Below are 26,635 nucleotides of genomic sequence, written 5' to 3' on the forward strand. Positions count from 1 at the left end.
TACCATCCTTTGCCATTGCTCTTAATGCTATTCCCGCTGCTATTACTGCATCCTTCTTTGCTGATTCTACTGCAACTTCTTTTTTGTCATCTTTAGCCGGAGCAATAGCAATCTCTGCTGCATTTTTTGCTTTATCAATTTCATCAACATTAACAGCTTCAGAGGACTTAGCAATAGCTTGTAATATATCAGCACCACTTACTGCCCCTACTGATGCACTCGCCTTAGCTGCCTCAGTATCTTGAGCTCTATCATCATTTTTCTTTGCAAATAACTGTCCAACTTTCTTCTTATCAGAATCAATTGTCTTATCAGCTTTTTCATCTCCTTCATTCTCTTTCAAAACTACACCAACAATAGTCCTAATACCCTTAACAAGTAAATTGACACTTGTAGTGTCCGCCGCTACAGCATCCTGACCTTCTTTCACAGCATTTCCAATAGCATCACCACCAGTAGCCCCTTTTGCAGCTTCTTTTGCTCCCTCAGCAATCTTATCTACAGTCCCACTAATAAACTGCTCAACAACTGTTTTAACTTTTTCATATTGCCCATTCTTTTCTAAAATTTCGTTTAACTTTGCTTTAGTAGTTTGCATACTCTTCTCAATATCACTAAAATATTTCCCTATTTCACTTTTCTTTGTGTCCGCTTTTATTCCCAATGTCCCTGTAATCATATCCCCAAAACTCACAAAAACTTCCAAAAATCCTTTCCCTAAATTTGCAATCGACCCTAGAAATTGGCTCTTCGCCTTCTCTTCTTCCAACATCCCATTATTACATCCCATCACTATCATCATCATCAATATTATTCCCTTCATCCTCATTCTATCCCACATCTTATCCACTCTCTTTACTCTCTATATTTCTCTCCTACCTTTTATTTCTTCTATTTTCATTTTCTTCGCCTCCTTATTTTTTCTTCCTTTTTAGCTTTCTTATAGCTTATTTATTAAGGAAGCCAAAAATATGACTTATATAACACATACAATACTGCAAATAAAAAAAGAGAGCTTGATTGCTCTCTTTACTAATATTTATACCTAATCATTTTTAACTATATTTAATATTACTATTCTAATCTTACTGTTGCCCTACTGCTTTTGGCTATCTTGCTTTATCTACTTCTTGTTTTACTTTCTCAATGACATTCTTTACTGTCTTCTTCACTATTTCTTCTACTGCTCCTAATAATTTATTTACCGCACTTATCCCTACTGCTTGTACTACTTTGTGATCGTTATCATCATTATGTGTAGCCAATTTTTCTTCTTTAACTAATGAACGCAATGCTATTCCTCCTGCCACTGCTCCTGCTTTTGATGCAGCATTTGCTACATTAGCTGCTGTTCCTCCTACTGCAAATTCCAATGGTGTTGTATTCACATCTGCAACTGCCCCTAATTCTTTAACATCTCCTTCTGTTGAATTAACTATTAATGCTAACATCTCCTCTCTTCTCACTGAGGACACTATCAATGCTGCTTTTTCTCCCACTGCTACTCTTACAGCACCTATAGCTAAAACCTTAACTCAATTTTTCGCATCATTTACTCCTATTGTTCCATTAACTAATGTTATAACACTTTCTTTCGGTTTATCAACTCCTTTTCCCTCCGATACTTTAACTATCCCTTTCAATGCTTTATATACTTTCTCTAATACAGCTTCACTTGCTAATACTTTTTTTTGGTATCGCTTCCTACTTCACCTAAATATAGTATAATAGTACAATAAATTTTATTTTAAAATAGCAAAGTTAAATAATAAAAATGAATTTATGGGTTTTATAAATATTGTTAATTTAGATACCGATAATAAAAACAAAAAATTTAAAAAAATATTCAGTAAATATTTAATTAATTACAGACTAAAATTTAAGAAAAAGAGCATGCTAAAATTATATACACTTACTACAGAAAGATAAAGATAATATTAAAATACATTTGAAATTCACCCACAGAGTTTTCATTAATCAATGATATTATTTATAAATAAGAAAGTAATATATATTTCGCTAAATTCAAGTAAAAAAACATCAAAGATAATTTAATTATTTACCAACAAGTAAATAGTAAAATATAAAAATAAAAATTCAGAAATTAAATCTAAAAAAAATAGAAAGTATTGTCATAAAGATATAAAATAAAGATAATGGAAAAATATATCATACAAATGATTATGAAAGATTTATTTTTATTAATACAAATAACAATAAAAGAAAAATTTCTTATATTGTTTAGAAAACATTTTAACTAGGAGAAGATAGTTATATTGAATTTATTTTCTATAAAAAAAGATAAAACGATAGGATTTTAAAGAACATTTATGAACATAGAAACCCAATACAAACATCATAACAAGATATAAAGATAATGATATTATGAAAGCTATACATTTTTAAAATAAGAAATTGTCAACTGGAGGTCTTATAAAGAAATGAATCAAAAAAAAACGGAAATAATTACAATTTCAAATATCAAAGGTGGTGTTGGGAAGAGCGTCCTAACCATTATTTTTAGTTACATCTTAAAAGATATTGGAAAAAAAGTTTTAATTGTAGATTTAGATCCCCAAAATAGTCTCACTAGTTATTTTATAAAATCAATAAAAAACTTAGAAATCAATAATATATATGAATTCTTAAAAGAAAATATTGATTTAAATTTTGATAAATATCTAAATAGAATAAATGATAATATATGTCTCATCCCATCTCATCCCAATTTACATCTTTTTAATCAGCAAGTAGACTCGTATAAAGTGCTTTCTTTAAAGCATAGATTAAAAAGGTTTTTACCCAACTATGATTTTGATTATATTTTAATTGATACTCCACCTAATTTGGATTCACTTTTGGATAATGCATTACATATTACAGATAAACTTGTTGTACCTATTCAAGTCGAAAGATTTTCGGTTGAAAGTTTATCCATATTGATGAAATATATTTCAAAAATTTCTATGTATATAGATAAGGATATCGATATATCAATAGTAGAAAATCAATTTATCAAGAATAGAAATACTTTCAAAGACATAGAAAATGTAATTCAAGAAAAATATGGTTATTTAATTAAAGGAAAAATTCATTTCACTAATAAAATAAAGGTCTTTACAAATAACTTACAAGAACCCAGTCATAAAGAAATTTATTACCAGGAATGTATGGATTGTTTAAGTAATATATTAAAAATTAAAATTTAATTTTTATAATTAGCAAGAACAGAATCGTTCGATATTGAACGATTCTGTTCAAAGGAGTTTTACAGGTGTCAAAAAATACGATTGTTTTAAATGATAGAGAGAAAGGTTTGATAAATCTTTCTCAAGAAGAAGAATATGAAAATTACAAACTTGCTCTAAAAAAAAGTATGATTAATGATATTGAAAATAAAATCCAAATAATGGAAATTTTATACAATATAAAAACCAAAAATCTTTATCTTATCGATGGCTATAAAAGTTTTGAGACCTTTATCAATAAATTTTTGATCAAAAAAACTCAGGCATATTCATATTTAAAAATATATGAATACGTATTAAAAGGTGATTTAAGTATAAATGATATCAAACAAAGGGGAGTGGTAGATGTTTATAAAAGTATAAAATCAAATGAGACTGCTAAACAAAAATCAAAAGTAAATTTAATAAAACCATTAAGATTTCAACTTAAAACAGAACAAGCTTATAAATTTTATAAAGAAAATCCTAAACTTACAAGTTTTATCTTGGAAGAAATTTTTTACAATGATCGAAAAATTTTAGAACAATTAAAACTCAAGTATAGAAATTTCAAAAATGATTGATTTTATTGTAAATTTGACATAGCTTAATGTTAATGATTTAAATATTTATACCCATCTTATGTTGGTTAAATATAAAACTTTAAGTTTCTATTATTCAATCTGCTCAAAAAAATTAACAAAAGCTTGGTTTTTTGTTTTTCAATTTATTAACTTACACCTTTTTTTATTATATTTTTCATATAACAACAATAATAAAAAATAAAGAATTTAAGATAACAAAAAGGATGATATATACAATGACATTAACATTTGATACTAGCAAGAAATTGAATTTTTATATATAATTAAAAAAATAAAGTCTAATAGAAATAGAATCTAATTAGACTAAAGGTCCAAAGCTCGTTTATTAAACGAAATCTAAACTTTGGATACTATAAAAAACCAATATGTTAATGGTAACAGAAAACACTAAAAATTTCAAATCTAAAAACCCAAAAGGTCAAATAAATGCAATATTAAAAAGCTTTATAAAACTAAATATTAACAAAAACTCCTACACTAATAAAAAAATACGAATATCACAAGTTAAACTACAAATAATCAAAATGCTTAAACGACACAACAGATTGATTAAAGTTTACTGGGCGATAAATACTAAAAATACAAATTATAAACAATCAATGGGAATTGAAGAATATTCAGCATGTGATATCCAAAAAATAGTACTTAAATTATTAGAAAATGATGCTGCAAAAAAAGTATGTAAACGCACACTTGAAAGAGATGTAAAACTATTAAATGAAATGGGATTGATAAAATCTAAAATTAGAAAACTTGGTGAACAAAAAGGAAGTATTGCTTACTATGTACAAAACATGGAACTTGCTCATGTACACAAAGATATAATCCTAGAATACCTCATACAATTACTTACAGAAAATTTACATGATAAAAAAATCATCGGTGATTTTGATGCAGACATAAAAAATACAACTTTCAATTACACAAATCTTGAAAAGTTTGGAATACTATCTAAATTCAAAGAATGTAAAAGTCTCATCAAAATGTCGCATGTAAAAAGACCGGACGTTATTAATAAAGCTAATATAAGCAATATAAATAAAGAGAATTCTAAGAATTCTTTAAAGAAAAACTCTGCAAAAAGTCTTTCATGTAAAAAACCAAAAAACGTTGAACAAAAAAGTGAAAAAGTTCAATTTAAACGAATTGGCGTAAAAACTAGACTGACAGATGTGCACAGAATAAGTAAAAACTATATGCAACAGGTGAAAGATCTGAGCAACAACGATTCTACGTACATAAACGCCCTGCTAAATTTGGAGACTGCCATAAATGAGTATGGGAAAGAATATGACATCGAAGATATTTTGAAACACTTTCTAAAGCAATTTGGCAACAGGTACAAGTACAAAGTGTGGATGATGATGAAAAGAACGGATGGCGTAATAAACGACTATGAGATCATATGGGAGGGTCGATTCAAAGATTGGTACTCGCATAAATATAAGAAAAATTACACGACGACAAAAGAAAAATATGGCGAAAGAATAAGATTAGCAAGCAAAAATTTTGAATTTAATGCGTCAAAAAATGTGAAAGACGAAGAAGAAGAAAAAAGAGAAAAAGAGAAAGCAGAAAAAGAACGCAAACTGCAACTCAAACGACAACAAGAATATATAGAGAAGTTATTTAGGCAAGAAGAACAAGAAAGAAGAGAGCGAATCAGAAGAAGAGAAGAAGAAAAGGCAAAGTTAAGAATGGAGGTTAGAGAAGAAATACGATCTTATATAGGAAGTATTGAAAATAGCGATTCTAGTGATGATATTGCAAATTTATATCCTTTATACGAAGAGAGTAGGGGAGATAATATTACCATACGCCCGCCGAGATCACAAATTAACACTAATTTTGAAGGATTGAAAACGATTAGAGGACTTTCTCTTGCTAGTTTGGGAATTATGCTTTCATATCAAGAACAAGATCCAGATAAAGATAAAATTTTAATGCACAATGCAAAAGGAGAGATGATATGAAATTTAGTTTAAAGTATTTAACCAGAAGACTTTATTTAAGAAGAGATAGATTTTGGCAAACTTATATGAGCTATGAGATTTAATTTAAGAAAAATGACAAGACAGTACTTAATTTTTCAATACTAAATTTTGATGATATTGACTATGAGTATGTGTATCTTCATACGTTAAAGAGTGGCTAAAAAAGGAATATACGGATAATATGGATATTACAATTAATCTAGTAGACAATCTATAGTTATGAAATAAGAGATGGCATTTTCTTGGTGACATTTTGAATACTATTCACAAAGACTATAAGGAAATCTTTTTTGGTAATTTAGAAAGAAATGCTGTTAAAGAATTGAAACCTGAAGTTGCATTACAATCAGAAGATGAATTAGGAAATGAAGTAAAAGAGCAAACAGAAGAACAGGTTATTCAATGGGAACAAGCACAAGCTAAAACGGTTAGAGTTAAGGTGTTTAAAAGTCTAAGCAGATAGTTAATTAAAGCTAGTTAGAGATTAATGTGAATTACTGATTTTGTAATTGAAAATTTGTGGAGTTATTAATTCATATTTATTTACCCAAGACCGAATAAATAATTGAAATTAATGTTAAAAAAATCCCTATATTAAGTGTGATAATAGTTCCAAACATCCAATTATGTAATTTTAATTTACTATTAAGTTCTGTTTTATTAATTTCCATATCTTTTCTTATAATAATAATATCTGATTTTAATTCATCTTTTACTTTGTCAATTTTAATATTTAGGTTGTTTTCAATAATATTGATCTTGTTATCAAGTTCATTAAATTTAGTATCTATTTTATTATCAAGTTCAGTGAATTTGTTATCTATTCTGCTAATAAGTTCTTCTTTTATGTCAAAAATTTTTTCTTCTAAATGTTTTAATTTTATATCAAAGTTTTCTTTGATATACTCAATATCTTTATGAGTTAGCTCATTTTTGTAGTATCTATAAGATAAGTCGTCAGCAATTTCTTTATTAATCCCTGCTTTTATAAGCTCATTTAGTACCATTTGCCGAGTAATTATAGGTTGTATTTGCATATATGTCACAATAGTCTCCTTATATAATTATTATACAGTATTTTAAGGGTTAATAAAAGAATTAAATTTTTAGTCATGTTAGATTTATGCTTTTTGTTGTGGAAAGTATTATACAGTATTTTGATTGATAGTTTGTAGATAAATTTATAGGAGCTTTTTAATTTTTTTGAGTCGTAGGTTGATATGAGCTTTAATTTTATGAAATCTTAATAATATAATATAAATATATGTATTTCAATTTTTTCTTTGTATTTTGGACTTTGAATTTATTAATGGAGTGGCATGTGTTTATTCTTAAGTGATAAATATTTGACTTTTTTGTAAAAAGAAATTTGTTTTTAGTTGTCAATATTATTTTCAGTTCGTTATTGACTAGTATTTTTGTTTTATCTTGAAGTTTTTATTTATTGTTTAATATTATTAATATAATTATCAAAATTTAAAAAATCAATATATTTGTATAATATGACTGTTTTTTAATTTGCTTATAATTGTTAATATAATATGATATAACATATTTATAATTATGAGATTAGAAATAATAAAGAAAATATTTACGTGAAAAGAGAGAATATTGGGAATTATAAAAGGTAAACTAAATGATGAAAGGTAAGATGCCTTAAAATTTTTAAGGTTTTATAACAGAGCTTAATTTGGATGATTCATATAATCGTAAGTTTATAACTCATTTTAAAGAAAATTTTAATTGATTCGTATTAGGTGAAGATGTTGATTTACTACGGATGATCCTATCAAAGATTGTATTAACGTTAAATATCACAAAAGAGGTAAAAGAGACTTTTATGAATTATAAAGGAGTAGCAAAAAGTAAATTCATGCAGAGATTACGAGATGAAGAGGCAAAGTATATGAAGGATTTACAAGATAGGTTGTTACAGCTATTATGAGTTGTACAATAATTTGTTGCGAATATCAAGTTTGTATCGATTTTAAAAAATTCTAATAGTTTTTGCGTGCCTATTGAAAACGAGTGGGAGAATATAAATTTGTGGAAAAATAAATCCATTAAACAATTAGGGTATTTATTAACATGCCTTTTAACCAGTGTAGTTGATAGATACTTATATGTTTCAAGTAGGTTAACGATAATTCATATTTTATTATGATTTTCGTATCCTAATTTTATAGTAATTATATATAATTTTTGTCATTTGTAGTTAGATATTGGTGTTAATAATATTTTTATACTTTGGGTAATGATAATCTTTAACATTTAATTGTGTATTTTGAGTTATAGGTCTTAAGTAAAAGATTATTTAGTTGTGCTTGCTTGTAATAGTTTTTAATTTATATTATGTTGTTGAATATTTTTCATAGAATCACTTAGAAGAGCTTATTTTTTAGTTTTCTTTTTTAATATGCAGTAGTTATATACTTTTATGAATCGTTATTCATGCATTTACTATTTATTAATTTTTGTTTTTTGTGTCTTACTATCTTTTAAAGCAACGCTATATAATAAAATAGGAGGTGAAGAGAGGCATAAAAGGAAATGTAGGAGAAGAAAGAAGGAAGTAAAAGAAGGAGAATTAAGAATGGAGGGAGATGTGGTAGGAAAGTTAAAGAGAGGGCGGGTAGGGAGCGAAAATAGAGTAATAAGAAGAGTATTGTTGGTGATGATGGTGATGAGTGCAGTGATGGGATGTGATAATGTAGGGGGTGGAAGAAGGAGGAGCTTCAGGAAGAGAAGGAAGTTTAAGTTTTGTATTAATGGAAGTAGGGAGAAGTGCAGATAATGCTTTTTATTATTTTATTGAATTGGTATCAGGTGGCTTGGGATTGTGTGTAACTACAGATTCGACTAGGGGAATCAAGTAGGAGAATATTTTTAGTATTAGCAAGAATATAGAAGGCTATGCAAGAATTAGTAAAAATTGGGAACAAGGGTAAAGAATTAGGTAAAGGATGAAAAAAATCGGGATTGGATAAAGCTATTGAATCAGCTTAAGGGGGGACATTTACAATATTGAAGGGATATATAGAGGATTTAAAGGATATAGGTGTTGGTAACAAGGTGGTTGAATTAGTGACTAGTCAACAACGGAAAAACAGTAGATAGAGGGTCGATATTTGCAGATGTATACTAATCTAGATTTACATTTGAAATTAGTTAGAATAGCTGCCTAATAGGATTAGGCAGCTTATAGATTATGTTGGCTAAATTCTAAAATTATTTGGGGGATATGCAGAAAAAGATTGACCTTGTTTTTGAATTTAATGGGTATGGTGAGTCTTTTTATTGTTATTAGCATATGAAAAAAATCTATGAGAAAGAGTTATATTGTTTTGTTGGGCGTGTTTTTCTTCCTAGTGATGTTTTTTAAGGCTGGGCTCTAAAAAGATTTGATGAAGACTTTAATAAATATATTTTTCGTTTTATTGATAAATTTAATATTGAAGTTAAACAAATTAATGGAAATGATCAATGAATAAAAATTCAGTTTTGTTAAGATTGATAAGATGGTATTACTATTAATTTGGCTAAATTAGTCAAATTAGCTAGCAGCTAAAGCTTGTTAAGGGAAAAACGCATGCGCCGTAGCGATGTGCTGACATATTAAAAGTTATTTCTATAGGTGTTGATAGTAAGTCTGCTAAGTTAGCTGAGTGAGAATACCGAAGTATTAATAGTTTTACTGGTACAGTTGATATTCTGATTAAACTTTTACCATTTATTCATTTGATAAGTATCTTTTCTTATTTAATTTTTTCTTTGTATATATACAGTGGTATTCTTTTTTTAGATCTATCATTCATCTTGATTTTCCTATTTTAACGTAACCTTTTAATCATAATGATGATAAAATTTTTTAAAAAAGTTTTATCATCATTAACAACAATTTAAAAGTCAATGAAAATATGTTTTATAATTTCTAAATTATTATTTGATTTGTGTATTTAGGGTGTATAATAACATTTATTATGTTTAATAAAATTAAGAATTCAATTAAATTAAGTAATGTAAATACCAATCATCCATATATAGACTATTATAAAAAAGTGGCAAATGAATTTTGTATGAATCATGATGATAAAGATCATTTGAGAAACTTTTTTTGTATTTTAAAAAATAAAATTCAAGATATAGATAAGCATTCAACGGAAGCTGAAATAGAATACTTGGTAAGTAATATATTTGAATTACTGAATTATTCATGTAAACAACAAAAAAGTGGAAATATAGAGGGTAATAAATCCAGAGTAGATATATTATTATTTGAAAATAAACAAGTTAAAAAAGAATTTGAAATAAAGTTAGAAGATGCCAAAAGGAATAGGTTGCCTATTCCTACTGACAAAATTTTGCTTTTAATTGAAGTAAAAAAGCCTTCTTTTGTCAATTGGAAAGAAGCTGAAGAGCAAATTTATCGGTATTTAAATCAATATAAAAAAGATTATGGTATATTAACTAATGGTTATAAATGGAGACTGTATGATAAATCAAAAGTATTTTATGGAGATAAGAATTACATTGAATTTAATCTTGAAAAGATGGCAGAAAATGATTTTGAAAATCAAGAAGAAGCAGCTCTCTTTTATTATTTTATTAGTAAGGATAGATATTTAAATAATGCTATTAAGCGGGAAAATGAAGAAATAATTAAAGATCAAAATACTATTAAAAAAACGTTAAAGGAGATTCTTTACGAAAAGCCTTATGACTCTATCGTATTTAAAATTGCAAAAAATATATATATAAAAGAATTTCATTCTAATCCAAACATTACTGCTGAAGAGCTTAATAAAATATTAGAAGAATCCATTATATTTGTATTAAGAATATTTTTTATTGCATATATTGAAGATTTATTTGATGAAACATTAAAAAATCATATTGCATATAGAACCTATGTGTCTTTCAGGTATTATTTTTATGATAAAGTTTTAAATGGAGATGAAGGATATGGTAAATTGATAAAAATTTTTGAATTACTTGATAATGGTAATGAAAATTTTGAATTTCCTATGTTTAATGGTGGTCTTTTTTCAAAAGAAAAGGCACATTATTTAAATAATAATGAGTTATTAAGCAAAGATGAACTTAAAGAAATTTTAGTCAAGGTGTTCTTTTTTGATCAAGAAAATGCCTTAAATCAAAAATTTGTTCAATATTCAAAAATTGATCTTAAAAGTTTTGGAGAATTGTATGAAACTTTTCTTGAATATGATTTAAGAATAGCTGAAAATACTCTTCATCATATCTTTAAAAATGGGACTTATTGTATTCAAACTGATGAAATGATTTCTTTAAACAAAGAAAAAGATTTAAATAAAACTTACTTTACTTATTATAGAGGAGATATCTATCTAACATCTAGATCTCTTGATCGGAAAAAAAGCGGAGCATATTATACGCCTGATGATTTAACAGAATTTATGGTAGTATCAGCAATTGAAGAACAACTTAAAAATAAATCTCCTCTAGATCTTAAAATTATTGATAACTCTTGTGGATCAGGTCATTTTTTAATTTCTAGTTTAAATTATCTGACAGAAAAGGTATGGTATGAAATAGATAAGTTTGATGATGTAAAAGAAAATCTTGAGAAAGAATATGAGATCATTAGTAATGAAAGTAAAAAATATGGAATTAAAGACATAGATAAGAAATTAGTTTTAAAAAGAATGTTATTAAAAAAATGCATTTATGGAGTTGATATTAACCCCATTGCTGTAGAAGTTACCATGCTGAGTCTTTGGATAAATACCTTTATTTTTGGAACTCCGTTAAGTTTTATTGAGCATCATATAAAAGTAGGTGATGCTTTGATTGGATATATGAAAGATGAATTTATTAACGTAGTTCAAGAGAAACTTAAAATTGATATATCACTTTGGAGTTCTTCAATTAATAAGATTGTAGATACATTAAAAAATGTTTATAGTAGTATTCAAAATGTTGATGACTTGACAAAAGAAGAAATTAGAAAATCTAAAAAAATATATGATGATGCTCAAAGTAATAAGAATGCATTAAAATTGATTTTTTCATTAATTAAAATTTATGAATTATATTCAATTAAGTCCTTAGATTTTAGAGAAACTATACAATTTGATAGTGGTGAATATTCTGTATTAGAATTAATGCAAAATATTTTAAATAAGAATATTACTGATGAAAATAAAGTATTAATAGAAAAAATAGAGCGATTAAGTACACGCTATAAGTTTTTCCATTATGGAGTAGAATTTCCTGATGCTCAAGATGGATTTGAAATTGTCATTGGAAATCCTCCTTGGGAGAAAGTTAAATTTGATGAGGAAGAATTCTTTTCTAAATATATACCAGATTATAGGCGATTAAGTTTATCTGAACAAAAAAAGATGAAAACGAAAATAATAAATAGTTCTTTAAATGAGCAATTAAATAAAGAAAAAAATAATATAAGAAAGCTGAATGATATTTATAAAAATGGTTTTAGTAATTTTATTAATGGTGGTGATCCAAATTTTTTTAGGTATTTTGTAGGATTGAATTTAAAGTTAGTAGCAAGAAATGGCAATTTAACTTATCTTACTCCTGCAAGTTTATGGAATGAATTGAGCTCACAATCACTAAGGAAATTTATTTTTAACAATTACAAAATCAATTTCCTTTATCAATTTGAAAACAAAAAAAGGTTTAAAGATATTCATTCAAGTTTTAAGTTTGCAATTTTCCAAATTACTAATGGTCAAATTCCTGAATCTAGCTTTAAAGTACAATTTTTGATTCAAAATGATGATACAATTATTCAGGAGATAACTAATAATTTAAAGTTATTAGAAAATAAAAGTATTGCTTATAAAGGTCTTGATTTGAGTATGGATAAAATAAAAAAATTTTCTCATATTCAAGAAGCAGTAATAGAATTTAAAAGTAATGAAGAATTAATCTTACTTAGTAAGTTGTTTAATCAATTTAAAGTGTTATCTGATAAATATATTAATTTTAAAAAAGGGATAGATCCAAGTGTTAATAATAATAAAGAGTTATTGAAAGAAGACGTTAGTGATAAAAGTGATTATGTATTTCTTTATCAAGGTGCTAATATACATCAATTTAATTCAAGATATTTTGAACATAAATCTTCAAAAGAGAAGTCTAAATTATTGTGGATAAGTAAGAAAAATAAAGAAAAAATTTTACCTAATGAAAATTTAGATAATAAAATTGGTCTATTATATAGAAATATTGCAAGGAACACAGATGCAAGAACTATGATTAGTACATTAGTTCCTAGAAATTGTTATTGCACTAGTTCGGTATATATTAGTTATGACAATCATGGAAAAATACAAATGTCCATTTATAAAAAATTATTTATTATATCTATATTCAATTCATTAACATTTGATTTTTTGATTAGAAAGTTTGTAAATATTGGCGTACAAAAATCATGTCTTTATCAGTGTCCTATGCCACAACCTGAAGAAGAAGAAATTTTGAATGTTCCTTTAAACTTAACACTTGCAAGAAATGCTTGTATATTAACTGTTAAGAATAATCCTAATAGCTTTAAAGACTTACTTAATTTAAAATACTTTAATTTTACAGAAGCTGAAAAACAGAAAATTTTAAATCTTAAAACTGAAGATGAATTTTTCGAAGAAGTAGAAAATGAAATTAACTTTATCGTAGCCTATCTTTATTCTTTAAACTTTGAAGATTTTAGGATATTACTCGAAGATTTTAAAGTATTGAAGAAAAAAAAAGGGGATATCTACATTTTGAGTTTAATAAATGGATACAAAAATTATTTAACACAGAATCAATAGAATCCTTATATTTGGTTGAATTTGTCATTGAGATCAAATTTAAATTTAAAAAGTCAATCTAGTTATTATTTTAAATCTTAATACTAAAGAATGATATACGTTTGGTTATGATAAGTAAAATTTAAACAATGCAGAATAAAAGAGACTAATGTGTAAATATGTTTATATATGAATTGGATTGATATATAATTTGTGTTACTCTTGTTTAAGGAGTATAAGTTTGATTATTTGTGATATTATATTTAATAATGAAATGAAATGAAAATCTGTAGAACTGTTTGATAAAGTTTATTCCATCTTAGATGTTAACAAAGAGAACATTGTGATGAATTTTGAAGACAATTTTGATATTTATGAATTAGAATCATATTTTATAAGTCAAAATGATTTGATTGGTTTGGAAGATTTTGGTTATGATACTTATACAAGTCACATTCAAAGAACTAACTTTAAGATGTATTGGATTCAATAATGAAAAAATTATGCATTCATAAAAAATAATGCAAATACAAAAACAATTAATTCATGATCAGCAGTACTTGAGAGCGTTAAATTCTGATAATCCTTTAACAGCAAATGTCAATATTAATAATATTAATACTATAAAAATTAATGGAAACATGGATGTAAATAATGGAGGGGTGAGGGAAGGAGCTTCAGGAAGAGAAGGGAGAGTTAAGCGGAAGCAAATGATGGAAATAGGGAGGAGTGCGGAGAATGCATTTTATGCATTTTTGGAGTTAGTGTCGGATGTATTGGGATTTACTGCAAAAACAACTACAAAGAAGAATGAAGTGGGAGAATATTTTAATAGTTTAGGTATTAAACTTGAAAAAGCATCAGAAGAATTAGAAAAAGTAGTAAACAAAGCAGCATCAGGTGTTGATAAAAGTGATGAATCAAAGAATGCAAAAAACCCAATTAGAATTGCGGTTGATACGGCTAAGACTACTTTAAGTATATTGAAAGGTTATGTAGAATCGTTAGCAAAAATAGGTGATAGTGAAAAAGTAGGTGAAGCAGCAACCGATAAAGAAGGAGCAGCACCAGCTGATGTTGAATTGAAAAAAGCATATAATGCATTGAAAGGGATAGTGGATACAGCTGATAAAGAAGGTGTTGAGAAGTTAGTAGCGGGAGATGTAGCAGTAAAAGTAGGTGATAATGGAACAGATAATAAGGACGGAGTTAAGATATTGGCTACAGTTGTTGGTAATAAGCCAGGGAATCAAGATGCAGGAAAAGCAGCAGCAGTAGCAGGAGGAATAGCATTACGTTCATTGGTGAAGGATGGGAAACTAGCATTCGGAGCGGCAGATGGTAGTGCAGGAGGAAAAGAAGAAGTACAAGCAGTAGGGATAAGTGCAGTAAATAAACTATTAGTAGCAGTGGAAGAAATGGTGAAAAAGACAGTAAAGAATGTTTTGGAGAAAGTAAAGCAAGAAGTAGATAAGGCAAGAGATCCAAAAGCAGTGGGTCAGCAGTAAGACTTGAATATAGTTGAAAATGATTAGATAGAAATATTAGCAAAGGGAGCGATAAAGCTCTCTTTTTTTATTTGCAGTATTGTATATAGTTTGATGAATTATGTTTCATATAAACATCCTTGTTTTTTCTAATTCTTAATAGCAAAGCTAAAGAATAATAAAAGTAGGAGTCGAGAAGAATGAAGAAAGGAATAAAAGGATATAGGAGAATGAGGGGGGAGTAATGATGGTGATGGTAGTGATGGGATGTAATAGTGGTGGTAGAGATCCAGAGAAAGTGTTTTTGGGTGAGATGGGTAAATTTAGGGAAGGGGTTTTTAGATGTATTTGTGGGTTTTGGGGATATGATTACAGGGACATTGGGGATAAAGGCAGAAGCAAAGAAAAGTGAGATAGGTGGATATTTTAGTAAGATTGCAGAGACAATGAAGGAAGTTAAAGAGAAATTAGGGAAAATTATAGGAGAATATGGGAATTATGAGAAAATGAAAGAGAAGATAGAGGAATTTATTGGGGATATAAGTAAGATCGAAGAAGGAGCGAAGGAAGCAGGGAAAGGAGCTACAGGTGATGATGTAATAGGAGGTGCTACTAAAGATGGTGGTCAAGATCCTGTACCAGCAGATTCTGAAAGTGTCAAGGCACTGGTTAAAGGGATTAAAGAGATAGTAGGGGTAGTGTTAGGAGAGAATGAGGGAAATGCAGGGGCTAGTAAGACAGGAGATGATAAAAAGGATATTGGGAAATTCTTTGAAAAGAAGGAGAGTGGTACAGATGCAGAGGCAGCTAAGGCAAGTGCTTCGATAGGAGCAGTAAGTGGGGCTGATATATTGAAGGCGATAGCGAAGTCAAAGGAAGATCTTCAAGTTGATAGTACTAATGGAATTGAGAAAGCTGGAGATGCTGCAGAGATAGCAATTGCTCCAGTTGTTGCTAATAAGAAAGAGATTAAAGAGGAAACAGCAAAGAAAGATGCAGTAATAGCAGGAGGGATAGCATTAAGAGGTATGGGAAAGGAAGGGAAGTTTTCAGCTAAGAGTGAAGAGAAAAATGCAAATGCAGTCAATGGAGCAGTAGCAAGTGCAGTAAATAAGGTGTTAAGTACGTTGGTGATAGCAATCAGGAATAGAGTTGATGAGGGATTGAAAGAAATAAATAAGGTATTAGGCGAGATTAAGCAAGGAGAGGGTTCTGAAGCTAAAGTTAAGGCTAATTAATAGGTGAATTAGTATATAAGTTTATGTAATAATTATTAGGTAAAAAGGCTAGTAGAGAGCGCAATAAAGCTCTCTTTTTTATTTGCAGTATTAAATCATATTTTTTTCTTCTAATCTTTAATAAATAAGCTATAGAAAAGCTATAAAAAAGCTAATAAAACAAGGAGGCGAAGAAAATGAGAATAGGAAAAATAGAAGGGAGAAGAGAAATAGAGAGGGAAATAGAGAGAGGGAAGAGAGGAGAGAAGATGGGGTATAGAATGAGAATGAAGGGAATAATATTGATGATGATGATATTGATGGGATGTAATAGTGGGGGAGTAGGGGAAGGAGAGGAAGGAAAGAATAAATTTTTGCAGTCATTAGTGAATGTAAGTAATGAATTTTTAAATGTTTTCACTTCATTTGGGGAAATGGTGGGGAGTGTATTGGGGTTGAATTTAGAGAGTAAGAAATCAGATGTAGGGAAATATTTTAAGACAGTGCAGGGTACTGTGCAAGGGATAAAGGATGGACTTGATAAAATTGTTAGTGAAATGAAGAAAGAAAAGAATCCAAATGCTGAGGCTACTGAGAGTGCAGTGAAAACATTGGTAGAGAATACACTTGATAAGATAATAGCTGGAGCAAAGGAGGCAAGTGAGGCAATAGGAGATGCTAGTGAACCAATTGGTAATGTAGCTGGTCAAAATGGTGGAGGTACTGTTGGTGATATTGATAGTTTAGTAAAAGGAATTAAAGGTATAGTAGAAGTGGTACTTGGAGATAAAGGAAATGCTGGAGCTGGAGATGATAAAAAAGCTGAAGATGGTAATACTGTAAGAGATGACAATGCTGCAGGTATATTATTTGCTAATAACAATGCTGGTGCTAGTGCTGCTGCAAAGAAGTCAGCAACTGATGCATCAAAGGCTGTAGGTGCAGTAACTGGAGCTGATATACTAAAAGTCGTGGTGAAAGATAGTGGGAATGCTGTTATATTAGCTAAACACAATGTTGCCAATGGTAATGCTGGTAATGGAAAAACAGATGCGGTTATAGCAGGAGGAATAGCATTAAGAGCGATGGCAAAGGGTGGTAAGTTTGCTAATAGTAGTGATGCTGATGTTTCTGTTGCAGTTAAAGGAGCAGCAGTAAGTGCGGTAGTTAAAGCGTTAGATACATTAACAATAGCAATAAGAAAAACAATGGACTTAGGTCTTAAGAGTGTTAAGGAAGCAATGAAAACTAATACTAATGCTACTTCAGTAGCATCTGAGAATAGTAATTCTGGTGGTCAAAATCAATAGTCGGAATTACATAATTAAATAATAAAATAAGATAAATAAAGTTATAACGGGAAGATACTGGGAGTTAAGTTCTTGGTATCTTTTTTTAGAGTATATTAAACATAGATTTATTACTTTATGTGTTTAATTTTATCATTTATGGTTTCTTTAAAATGTTATAGTGAAAATTATTCAGTTTATTGTATAAGATTTTACAAATAAAAATAATATATTAGATATATATATATATATATATTTTTTTTTTCTGAATTTTCGTTTATCCATTCATTCGTTATTTTTATGATTTTTTTGTGTCTTTTCTAAAAGAAGAGATATTAGGGATAGTAGAGAGGAAGAGGGAAGAGAGGAGAGTGGATAAAAGAGTAAAAGGGATAGTGATGATGGTGGTGATGATAGTGATGGGATGTAATAGTGGGGGAGTAGGGGGAGGAGAGGGAAAGGTAGACTTAGCAAAGAAGAATAGTTTTTTAGAGTCATTAGTTGCGATCGGAGAAGGGTTTCAGGAGATTTTTGTTGGGTTTGGGAGTGCTGTTGGAGATGCATTAGGATTTAATGTTGTTAAATCTGACGATAATAGAAGCAAAGTAGGAGAACATTTTAAGAGTATTGGAGATGGATTAAAGAATACTAAGGATAAATTGGATGAGTTATCAAAACAAATAGTTTCTACTTCTAATGCTGATACGAAAGGAGTAGAAGCTGTGATTCAAGGTACTAGTGCAATTATTACTAAACTAATTACTTCTGTAACTAAGCTTTCTGGGACGGTTGGTAATACTGAAATTGCTGATGGTATAGCTGTTGCTGGATCAGCACCTGCTGAAGAAGCTAGTGTTAAATCTTTTATTGAAGAAGTTAGAAGTATCATTGATATTGCTGATAAGTCTGATGTAAAAATTGAAAAAGGGAATGCTGGTGCTGCTGTAGCAAATGGTAATGGCCCCAAATCAGTAGTTCATAATGCTCAAAATGCTGCGGGTGATGCTGCTAAGCTAGCTGCTGAAGTTGCTAAAGCTGATTCATGGGCAATGATTGATAAAATTAAAAATGCTAATACTAAAAATGTTGCTCCTGCTGCTGGTGATAATGCCGGGCAATTAGCTACTGCTACTAATGGTGATAATAATGTTGGTACTGCAGCTACTAATGCAGATTTAGCAGCTGCAGTTGCACTAAAAGCTATGATTAAAGGTGGTAAATTTTCTCAACCTGCTGCTAATGAAGATGGTGCAATTAAGGCTGCTGCTGTCAGTGCAGTAAATAAGGTATTAGGGATACTTGATATAATAATTAAGAAAACAGTAGAAAGTAATTTAGATAAAATAAGAGAAGCAGTAAAGGGAATAAAATACTCTGAAAGTGGTGGAACTGAGGCTAGTCAATCTGATGCTACTCAATCTGTTGTTATTAAATAAAGAATAAAGAATAAAGAGTGATTAATAAATTATGAAATTTAAACACTTCTTTCTATAATGCTATAATAGAGAGAGGTGTTATTTTTGTGAGTTGTATTTTGGTGTATATATGTTCTAATTAAAAATATTCGGTTTATTATATAAAATTGTATAGAATAGATTTGTATAATTGTAAAATTTTGTTTTTTTAATGTAGATAATAGAATATTTGTACTATTTGATATTAAGAGAGATAATAAAGGAGCAGAGGATAAACATACAGCAGCGGCAAATGCATCAATAGGAGCAGTAAGTGGAGCTGATGTATTGAAAGCAATTGCTGGAGCTAATTCTAGTGCTAATAAAGATGGGAAAGTTAGTGAAGCTAAAGATGCTGCTGCTTTGGCTTTAGCAAAGGGTACTAATACTGATAATGAAGATAAATTAACTACTGCAGAATCAAAGAAAGATGCAGTAATAGCAGCAGGAATAGCATTGAGAGCAATGGCAAAAGATGGTAAATTTATTGTTAAGGATGATGGTGATAAAAAGACAGAAGCTGAATCTGCAAAGGGAGCAGCGGCTAATGCAGTAAGTAAGGTGTTGAGTACTTTGACAATAGCAATCAGAAATACAGTTGATGAAGGATTAAAAGGGATTAATGAGGTATTGGGGGGAATTAAGCAAGGAGAAGATTCTCAGGCTAAAGTTAGTAAATAAGATTAATGTGAATTAGAAATATTTTGAATATTTTGAGATAAAAAAGTTAGTTAATGAGAGCAAAAGAGCTCTCTTTTTTATTTGTAGTGTATATATGTTATGTAAATCGTATTTTTTGCTTCTAATTTTTAATAGATAAGCTAGAAAAAAATAAATAATAAAATAAGGAGACGAAGAAAATGAAAGGAGGAAAAATAATAGGGAGAAGAGAAGAGGGAAAGACAGAGGAGAAGGTAAGGAGAGAAGAGAAGAAGAGAGTGAGAAGAATGGTAAAGGGAATAATGGTGATGATGGTGCTGGTGGTGAATGGGATTGTAATAGTGGGGGAGTAGCGGGAGGAGCAGGAGCAGGAGGAGGAGACGGGAGAGGATTAAGTGGAGCAATGATGGAAGTAGGGAGGAGTGCAGAGAATGCATTTTATGCATTTTTGGAGTTAGTGTCGGATGTATTGGGATTTAAAGTGACTAAAGATACAAAGAGAAGTGATGTAGCAGGTTATTTTAATAGCCTAGGTGGTAAACTTTTAGAAGCATCAGGAGAATTAGAAAAAGTAGCAAGCAAAGCAATGGTAGGTATTGATAAAAGCGATGAATCAAAGAATGAAAAAAATCCAATTAGAAGTGCGGTTGATGCAGCTAAGGGAGTTTTGAGTTCATTGAAAACCCATTTAGAGTCATTAAAAGGGATAGGTGATGGTAACAAAGTAGTTGAGGTAGCAAATAACCAACAAGGAGCATCAGCAAGTACAGAAGAATTAAAGAAGGCATATAAAGCATTGAAAGGGATAGTGGAAGTAGCAAAGGGACAGAAGGTTGAAGAACCAAGTGCAAGTGATGTTACATTGGCTCAAGCATCAATAGGCGCTGATGCAAAAAATGGAGCCAAGGTATTAGCAGCGGGTGCTGATGCAGGAGCAGCAGTGGGAGATAAAGCAGCATTGATAGTGTCCTCAGTGAGAGGAGAGGAGATGTTAGCATCAATAGTTAATTCGCAAGAAGGAGATGCAACTGGTAACACAGGTCAGGCAAATGCAGATACAAGTGCACTAAAGTTTGCAAGAGGAGATGCTACTGCAGCTAATTTAGCAAAAGATGAAGCAAAAGCAAGAGCAGTGAGTGGAGGGATAGCATTACGTTCTTTGGTTAAAGATGGTAAATTAGCTTCACATGATAATAACGATAACAAAGCAGTACAATCGGCAGGAGTAACAGCAGTAAATAAGTTATTAGTAGCAGTAGAAGAAATAGTGAAGAAGATAGTAAAGAATGTATTAGAGGAAGTGAAAAAAGAAGTGGATAAGGCAAGAGCTCCAAAAGCATCAGAGCAGCAGTAAGATTTGAATATAGTGAAAATGATTAGATCATAACTTTAGTAAAGGGAGCAATAAGGCTCTCTTTTTTTATTTGCAGTATTGTGTATGTTATATAAATTATTTTAGATAAATCATAGGCCTTCATTGTTCCATTTCCCATAAGCCCTTCTCCTATTTTTTTGCCCCTAATCTTTTAAAGATAAGCTATAAAAAAATATAAAAAAACAAGGAGGCGAAGGAAAGGAATGAAAGAGAAGAAAGGAATAGGAAATATAGAAGAGTGTATAAGCGAGTATAGAGAGAAGGGAAGAGAGAAGGGAAGTAAAAGAATAGTAAAAGGAATAATAATGGGGATGATGGTGGTAGTGATGGGATGTAATAGTGGGGGAGTAGCAGGAGGAGAGGAAGGAAAGAATAAATTTTTGCAGTCATTAGTGAATGTAAGTAATGAATTTTTGAATGTTTTTACTTCTTTTGGAGAAATGGTGGGGAGTGTATTGGGATTGAATTTGGAGAGTAAGAAGTCGGATGTAGGGAATTATTTTAAGACAGTGCATGGTACAGTAGAGGGAGTTAAAACAGGACTTAATAAAATTGTTAGTGAGATGAAGAAAGAAAAGAATCCAAATGCTGAGGCTACAGCTACTGTAGTAAATAAATTAGTTACTGAGACGCTTGATAAGATAATAGCTGGAGCAAAGGAAGCAAGTGAGGCGATTGGAACAGAGGGTAATGACTTGATTGGTAATATTGCTAGTGCCGGTGCAGCTGCTGCAGGTGTTAAAGGTGAAACTGAGAAATTGATAAAGGGAATTAAAAATATAGTAGATATAGTGCTGAAAAATGAGGGAAATGCAGAAGCAGGGGATGATAAGAAAGCTGAAGATGGTAGCAGTTCTAGGGGTGTTACTGCTGGAGAAGCAGGTAAGTTATTTGGTAATACTGGTGGTGGTTTGATTGCTGCTAATGCAGAAAAAGCAGCAGTTGATGGAGCAAAAGCAGTAGGAGCAGTAACTGGAGCTGATATTTTGAAAGCTATGATTAAAAATGGTGGCGATGCTGTAAAGTTGGCTAATACTGATCCTACCAAGGCTGCTGCTGGTATTACTTCCTCTAAAGATGCAACTATAGCAGGAGCAATAGCATTAAGAGCGATGGTAAAGGATGGTAAATTCGCTAATGGTAATGCTGGAAATGATGTTGCTGCGGCAATTAAGGGAGTATCTGTAGGTGTAGTAATTAAGGTATTAGATACGTTAACAGTAGCAATAAGGAAGACAGTAGATGCAGAGCTAAAGAGAGTGAAAGAATCAATAAAAATTAATGCTGATGCTAATCCAGTGAGTGCTGCGGATAGCTCAACAGAACTTAGTAAATAATTAAGAAAAGGTAGTAAGAGATATATAGATAGAATAAAATTAAAGAAAGAAAAGAGAAATACAAGGGAGAGAGTAAGAGCTCTCTTTTGTTGTATGGAAGGAGGATATAGAAGTTGAGTGAGTGGAATTAGAAATATAAGATATGCATGATGAATTGAGAGGAATTTATTACTTGTTAATTCTAATTAAAAGAGTCATTTATAAAATGATAATTATATTCTTTATTCATTTATTTGTGTTTGTTAAATTTTGTTTTTTTGGTGTTTCTGTCATTATGAGGAAAAGAGTAAAAAATAAACGATAATGAATATATGAGAGGGAGGGGGAATAGGGAGGATGAAAAAGATTATCAAGAGAAGTTTGGTTGTGTTATGATGATTATTGGGATTATGGGATGTGATGATGATGGAATAGCGGAGCAGCTAGAAAAGAAGAATGAGTTTTTGAGTTCTATAGCTAATTTAGGGAAAAGATTCTTAAATGTTTTTGGGATATTTTGAGACATGGTAGTAGGAGCATTATCAATAACTTGGTAAAGGTGCCAATAATGACGGATCAGAAAACAGATGCAGTAGCCGCAAGTGCGTCCATATGGGTAGTAAGTGATGCTGACATTTTCAAGTTATTGTCAATTCTAATAAGGCTGTTGATAATGAGATTCAGATTGCTAATGCAAAGAATGCAGCAGAGATTGCTGTGCTACTAAGGTTGAAGAGAATAAGACTCTTGGTGCAGTAAATAAGGATGCAGTAATAGCAGGAAGGATAGCATTGAGGGCAATGGCAAAGAATGGTAAGTTTGCTAATGGTAATGCTGGTAATGATTCAAAGGAAGGTATAAATAACGCAGCAATAAGTGCAGTAATTAAGATGTTAGATACACTTACAATATCAATAAGACATACTATTGATTCAGGATTTAATGAAGTTAAAGAAGTTATGAAAATTAATCCTAATTCTACTCCTGTGACTAGTGAAGATAGTACTTCTACTAAATAAATAAAATATAGGTAATTATTCATAAAAGATAAGTAAATTAAATAATAAAGACAATTAAGGAAAACACATTTCTTTGTAATAGTTGTTTTCCTTTTATTTTTATATATTCCCTTTGGTTAAATAGGGTAAAAGAGGTCGCATAATAATGAAAAAGTTTTTGTGCGATAATAGAAATGATTTTATTTGTGTTAATATTTTGTGTAGTGTTATAAGTGACAGTACCAGCTTCAATAGCTTCACCAATAGTCTCTGAGTATTTTATCCCTTTAGCATTTTCTCTTGCTTTCTCTAGATTGTTACTTACTGTCTTCCTAATTATTAAGTCAAGTATTCCTAATATCTTATTTGCTGAACTTCCAACGGCTGCTTTAACTGCTCCGGCAGATACATTAGGATTTACAGCTAAAGTAGGTACAAAAAAGGAAGATGTAGGGAAGTATTTTAACAGTCTAGGAGAAAAGATAGGTACATCATCAGCAGAATTAGAAGAGGCAACAAACAAAGTAACATCAGATATTGCTAAAGGTGGTGCATCAAAAAATCCAATTAGAGAAATAGTTAATTCAGCTAAGGGAGTTTTAGATACGTTAAAAGGATATTTAGAGTCATTAGGGCAGGTAGGTGATGCTAATCTAGTAGGTAAGGCGGTAACTAATAATAAAGGAGTAACAGTAGATGACAATTCAATAAAGAAAGCCCTTAAAGCATTGCAAGAAATAGTAAAAGTAGCAAAAGGAGAAAATATTTCAGAACCAAGATCGGGAAGTACAGCAGTAAAGTTAGGTGATGAGGATAATAAGGAAGGAGTTAAGATATTGTCTACAAATGAGGCTTCGGAAGCAGGAAGTGTATCTAAAGCAGTGTTAATACTATCATAAGTGTAAGTGGAGAAGAAATGCTGGCATCAATAGTGAAATCTACAGAAAATAGGGTTGTGGCTTTGACAGGTAATGCAACTTCAGGTACAACTCCATTGGAATTTGCAAAAGGAGAAACATCGGTTCACTTAGCAAATGCTTCAGATGCAAAAGCAGCAGCAGTATCAGGAGGAATAGCATTACGTTCATTGGTTAAAGACGGTAAATTGGCATCAGGAGCTCAAGATGGACAAGCAGGAGGAGATAAAGAAGTACAAAAAGTAGGGATAACCGCAGTAAATAAGTTATTGGGAGCAGTAGAGGAAATAGTGAAGAAGACAGTAAAGAGTGTTTTGGAGAAAGTAAAGGAAGAAGTAGATAAGGCAAGAGATCCAAAAGCAGTAGGTAAGTAGTAGAATTTAAATATAGTTGTTGAAATAATTAAATAAGAACCTTATTAAAGGGAGCAATAAAGCTCTCTTTTTTATTTGCGGTATTGTGTATGTTATATAGATAGTATTCATGTAAATCATCATTTGTTGACATTTTTGTTTGCTTCCTAAAGAAAAGCTATAAGAAAGCTAAAAAGAAAGAAAAAATAAGGAGGCGAAGAAAATGAAAATAGAAGAAATAAAAGGGAGAAGAGAAATAGAGAGAGAAATAGAGAGAGAAATAGAGAGAGTGAATAGAATGGAGAAGATAGGGAATAGAATGAGAATGAAGGGAATAATATTGATGATGATGATAGTGATGGGATGTAATAGTGGGGGAGTAGGAGAGAGTAAAGAGAGCGTTGAGAATAGATTTTTGAAGTCATTGGTGGGATTGAGTAATGAATTTTTAAATGTTTTCACATCATTTGGGGAAATGGTAGGGAGTGTATTGGGATTAAATTTAGATAGTAAGAAATCTGATGTAGGAAAGTATTTTAAGAAAGTTCAGGAGACTGTTCAAGGGACTAAGGATGGACTTTAATAAAATTGTTGCTGGTATGAAAAAAGAAGGGAATTCTAACGCTACAGCTACTGAGACTGCAGTAAATAAATTAGTTGCTGAAACTCTTGATAAAATAATTGCTGGGGCTAAAATTGCTAGTGAAGCTATTGGTGATGCTAGTGATCTAGTTGGTAATGTTGCGGATACTAATGGTGCTGGTGCTACTGGGATTGGAGTTGAGAATTTAGTTAAGGGAATTAGAGGTATAGTAGAAGTAGTGCTTAAAGACAAAGGAAATGCTGAAGCTGGGAATGATAAGAAGGCTAGTGATGGTTCTACTGCAAGAGCTGCTAATGGTGGAAATGATGAAGCAGGTAAATTATTTGTTGCTGCTAATGCTGTTGTTGGTGATGCTGCTAATGCAAAAAAAGTTGCAGCCGATGCTACTAAAGCAGTTGGAGCAGTGACTGGCGCTGATATATTGAAAGCTATGGTTAAGGATGGTATTGAAGGTGCTACTAATGCTGCTAAGGCTAATGCCAAGGATGGAACTATATCAGGAGCTATAGCATTGAGGGCTATGGCTAAGAATGGTAAATTTGCTGGTCCTAGTGCTGCTGATAATGATTATGCTCCTGCACTTAAAGGAGCAGCAACAAGTGCAGTAATTAAGGCATTAGATACATTAACAGTAGCAATAAGAAGTACTATTGATGAAGGACTTAAAACTATTAAAGAAGCAATGAAAATTAATATTAATGATATTCCTGTAGCATCTGACAAGAGTGATTCTGGTAGTTAAAATAGATAGTCAGAATTATATAGATAAATAATAAAATAAAAAAAATAAAGTCATAGGGGAAAGATACTAAGAGTTAAGCTTTTGGTATCTTTTATTTTATAGTGTGTTAAATAGAGATATATGACTTGATATGATTAATTTTATTATTTGTGGTTTCTTTAAAATGTTCTAATTAAAAATATTCGGTTTATTGTATGAAATTGTATAGGATAGATTTGCATAGTTGTAAAATTTTGTATAAAAATACAATGAATCATAAGAAGTAAGTTTTAACTTATATGAAATATCTTAGTTGTTTTAGGAGATTTAATGACACGCCCACTTGTAATATTAATTTAGCATGGTATAAAAATACATTAAAACTTCTAATGAAACTAAGATCTTACACGATAAGTATATATTAAAAATGTAGAAAAGTCTAGCAATAGTAAAATTTTGTTTTTTTAATGTAGATAATAGAAAATTTGTACTATTTAATATTAAGAGATAATTTGTACAAAAATTAATAATTTCTTTAGAATTTATTTCAATTATATTATTTTGTACTATTGTTAAATATGATTTTTAACATTTTTTGATGTTTGATTTTTTTAAAAAATTT

15 protein-coding genes and 8 pseudogenes are annotated in these 26,635 nt (G+C 30.1%); 19 read left to right on the forward strand and 4 right to left on the reverse strand.

Annotation, left to right across the window (positions count from 1 at the left end):
* Both U880_RS0100910 and U880_RS09730 read right to left on the reverse strand, forming a co-directional pair.
* Positions 1–841 (reverse strand): variable large family protein (locus tag U880_RS0100910; protein WP_024654407.1); only part of this gene is annotated, 841 nt, incomplete at its 3' end.
* 268 nt (positions 842–1,109) lie between these two features.
* Positions 1,110–1,694: pseudogene (locus tag U880_RS09730) on the reverse strand (variable large family protein); the annotation flags it as partial.
* 747 nt (positions 1,695–2,441) lie between these two features.
* Here U880_RS09730 and U880_RS0100920 point away from each other — a divergent pair.
* From U880_RS0100920 to U880_RS11555, 4 genes are all read left to right on the forward strand, one after another.
* Positions 2,442–3,209: a ParA family protein gene (locus U880_RS0100920; RefSeq protein WP_024654408.1), complete on the forward strand. Its 768-nt coding sequence runs from the start codon at positions 2,442–2,444 to the stop codon at positions 3,207–3,209.
* A gap of 65 nt (positions 3,210–3,274) precedes the next feature.
* Positions 3,275–3,811, forward strand: coding sequence for a chromosome replication/partitioning protein (locus tag U880_RS0100925; RefSeq protein ID WP_024654409.1), 537 nt, complete (start codon positions 3,275–3,277; stop codon positions 3,809–3,811).
* Between the two features lie 386 nt (positions 3,812–4,197).
* Positions 4,198–5,805 (forward strand): plasmid maintenance protein, encoded by a 1,608-nt coding sequence (locus U880_RS09735; RefSeq protein ID WP_024654410.1) that lies wholly within the window; start codon positions 4,198–4,200, stop codon positions 5,803–5,805.
* Positions 5,806–6,079: 274 nt separating this feature from the next.
* The gene (locus U880_RS11555; RefSeq protein WP_024654411.1) at positions 6,080–6,289 is read left to right on the forward strand and encodes a hypothetical protein; all 210 of its coding nucleotides are present in this window, start codon (positions 6,080–6,082) and stop codon (positions 6,287–6,289) included.
* A gap of 76 nt (positions 6,290–6,365) precedes the next feature.
* Here the strand turns inward: U880_RS11555 and bdr are convergent, their stop codons facing one another.
* Positions 6,366–6,872 carry a Bdr family repetitive protein gene (gene bdr / locus U880_RS0100945; RefSeq protein ID WP_024654412.1) on the reverse strand — a complete coding sequence of 169 codons (507 nt, stop codon included), beginning with the start codon at positions 6,870–6,872 and terminating at the stop codon, positions 6,366–6,368.
* 1,628 nt (positions 6,873–8,500) lie between these two features.
* Between bdr and U880_RS11625 the strand changes: the two are divergent.
* The 12 genes and pseudogenes from U880_RS11625 to U880_RS0101020 form a co-directional block, all read left to right on the forward strand.
* Positions 8,501–8,713 (forward strand): annotated as a pseudogene (locus tag U880_RS11625) (variable large family protein); the annotation flags it as partial.
* Positions 8,714–9,806: 1,093 nt separating this feature from the next.
* Positions 9,807–13,643, forward strand: a complete 3,837-nt coding sequence (locus U880_RS09740; RefSeq protein ID WP_235047969.1) for an Eco57I restriction-modification methylase domain-containing protein — start codon at positions 9,807–9,809, stop codon at positions 13,641–13,643.
* A gap of 322 nt (positions 13,644–13,965) precedes the next feature.
* On the forward strand, positions 13,966–14,115 hold the full coding sequence (locus U880_RS11285) for a hypothetical protein (protein ID WP_161626504.1): 150 nt from the start codon (positions 13,966–13,968) through the stop codon (positions 14,113–14,115).
* 148 nt (positions 14,116–14,263) lie between these two features.
* A complete protein-coding gene (locus tag U880_RS0100975) occupies positions 14,264–15,130 on the forward strand; it encodes a variable large family protein (RefSeq protein ID WP_051373848.1) in 867 nt (288 codons plus the stop codon).
* A 223-nt stretch (positions 15,131–15,353) separates the two neighbouring features.
* Positions 15,354–16,347 (forward strand): annotated as a pseudogene (locus tag U880_RS09745) (variable large family protein).
* 248 nt (positions 16,348–16,595) lie between these two features.
* Positions 16,596–17,636 (forward strand): variable large family protein, encoded by a 1,041-nt coding sequence (locus tag U880_RS0100985; RefSeq protein ID WP_038358650.1) that lies wholly within the window; start codon positions 16,596–16,598, stop codon positions 17,634–17,636.
* A gap of 377 nt (positions 17,637–18,013) precedes the next feature.
* Positions 18,014–19,051, forward strand: a complete 1,038-nt coding sequence (locus tag U880_RS0100990; protein ID WP_051373849.1) for a variable large family protein — start codon at positions 18,014–18,016, stop codon at positions 19,049–19,051.
* Positions 19,052–19,279: 228 nt separating this feature from the next.
* Positions 19,280–19,750, forward strand: a pseudogene (locus tag U880_RS09750) (variable large family protein); the annotation flags it as partial.
* A gap of 266 nt (positions 19,751–20,016) precedes the next feature.
* Positions 20,017–21,083, forward strand: a pseudogene (locus U880_RS09755) (variable large family protein).
* A 326-nt stretch (positions 21,084–21,409) separates the two neighbouring features.
* Entirely contained in the window at positions 21,410–22,441 is a 1,032-nt protein-coding gene (locus tag U880_RS0101010; RefSeq protein WP_407637741.1) for a variable large family protein, read from the forward strand.
* A 311-nt stretch (positions 22,442–22,752) separates the two neighbouring features.
* Positions 22,753–22,941 carry a hypothetical protein gene (locus U880_RS0101015; protein WP_024654418.1) on the forward strand — a complete coding sequence of 63 codons (189 nt, stop codon included), beginning with the start codon at positions 22,753–22,755 and terminating at the stop codon, positions 22,939–22,941.
* A 240-nt stretch (positions 22,942–23,181) separates the two neighbouring features.
* Positions 23,182–23,439, forward strand: a pseudogene (locus tag U880_RS0101020) (variable large family protein); the annotation flags it as partial.
* Between the two features lie 244 nt (positions 23,440–23,683).
* Here the strand turns inward: U880_RS0101020 and U880_RS11630 are convergent.
* Positions 23,684–23,830 (reverse strand): annotated as a pseudogene (locus U880_RS11630) (variable large family protein); the annotation flags it as partial.
* Between U880_RS11630 and U880_RS12035 the strand changes: the two are divergent.
* The 3 genes and pseudogenes from U880_RS12035 to U880_RS09765 all read left to right on the forward strand — a co-directional run bounded on the left by U880_RS12035 (position 23,778) and on the right by U880_RS09765 (position 26,034).
* Entirely contained in the window at positions 23,778–24,317 is a 540-nt protein-coding gene (locus U880_RS12035) for a variable large family protein (RefSeq protein WP_456061753.1), read from the forward strand. The pseudogene U880_RS11630 and the gene U880_RS12035 overlap by 53 nt on opposite strands.
* A gap of 32 nt (positions 24,318–24,349) precedes the next feature.
* Positions 24,350–24,709 carry a variable large family protein gene (locus tag U880_RS12040; RefSeq protein ID WP_456061754.1) on the forward strand — a complete coding sequence of 120 codons (360 nt, stop codon included), beginning with the start codon at positions 24,350–24,352 and terminating at the stop codon, positions 24,707–24,709.
* Between the two features lie 277 nt (positions 24,710–24,986).
* Positions 24,987–26,034 (forward strand): annotated as a pseudogene (locus U880_RS09765) (variable large family protein).
* Positions 26,035–26,635: the final 601 nt, after the last annotated feature.

Origin of the sequence: Borrelia hispanica CRI, assembly GCF_000500065.1 — a bacterium.
In the GTDB taxonomy this organism is placed as follows: Bacteria; Spirochaetota; Spirochaetia; order Borreliales; family Borreliaceae; genus Borrelia; species Borrelia hispanica.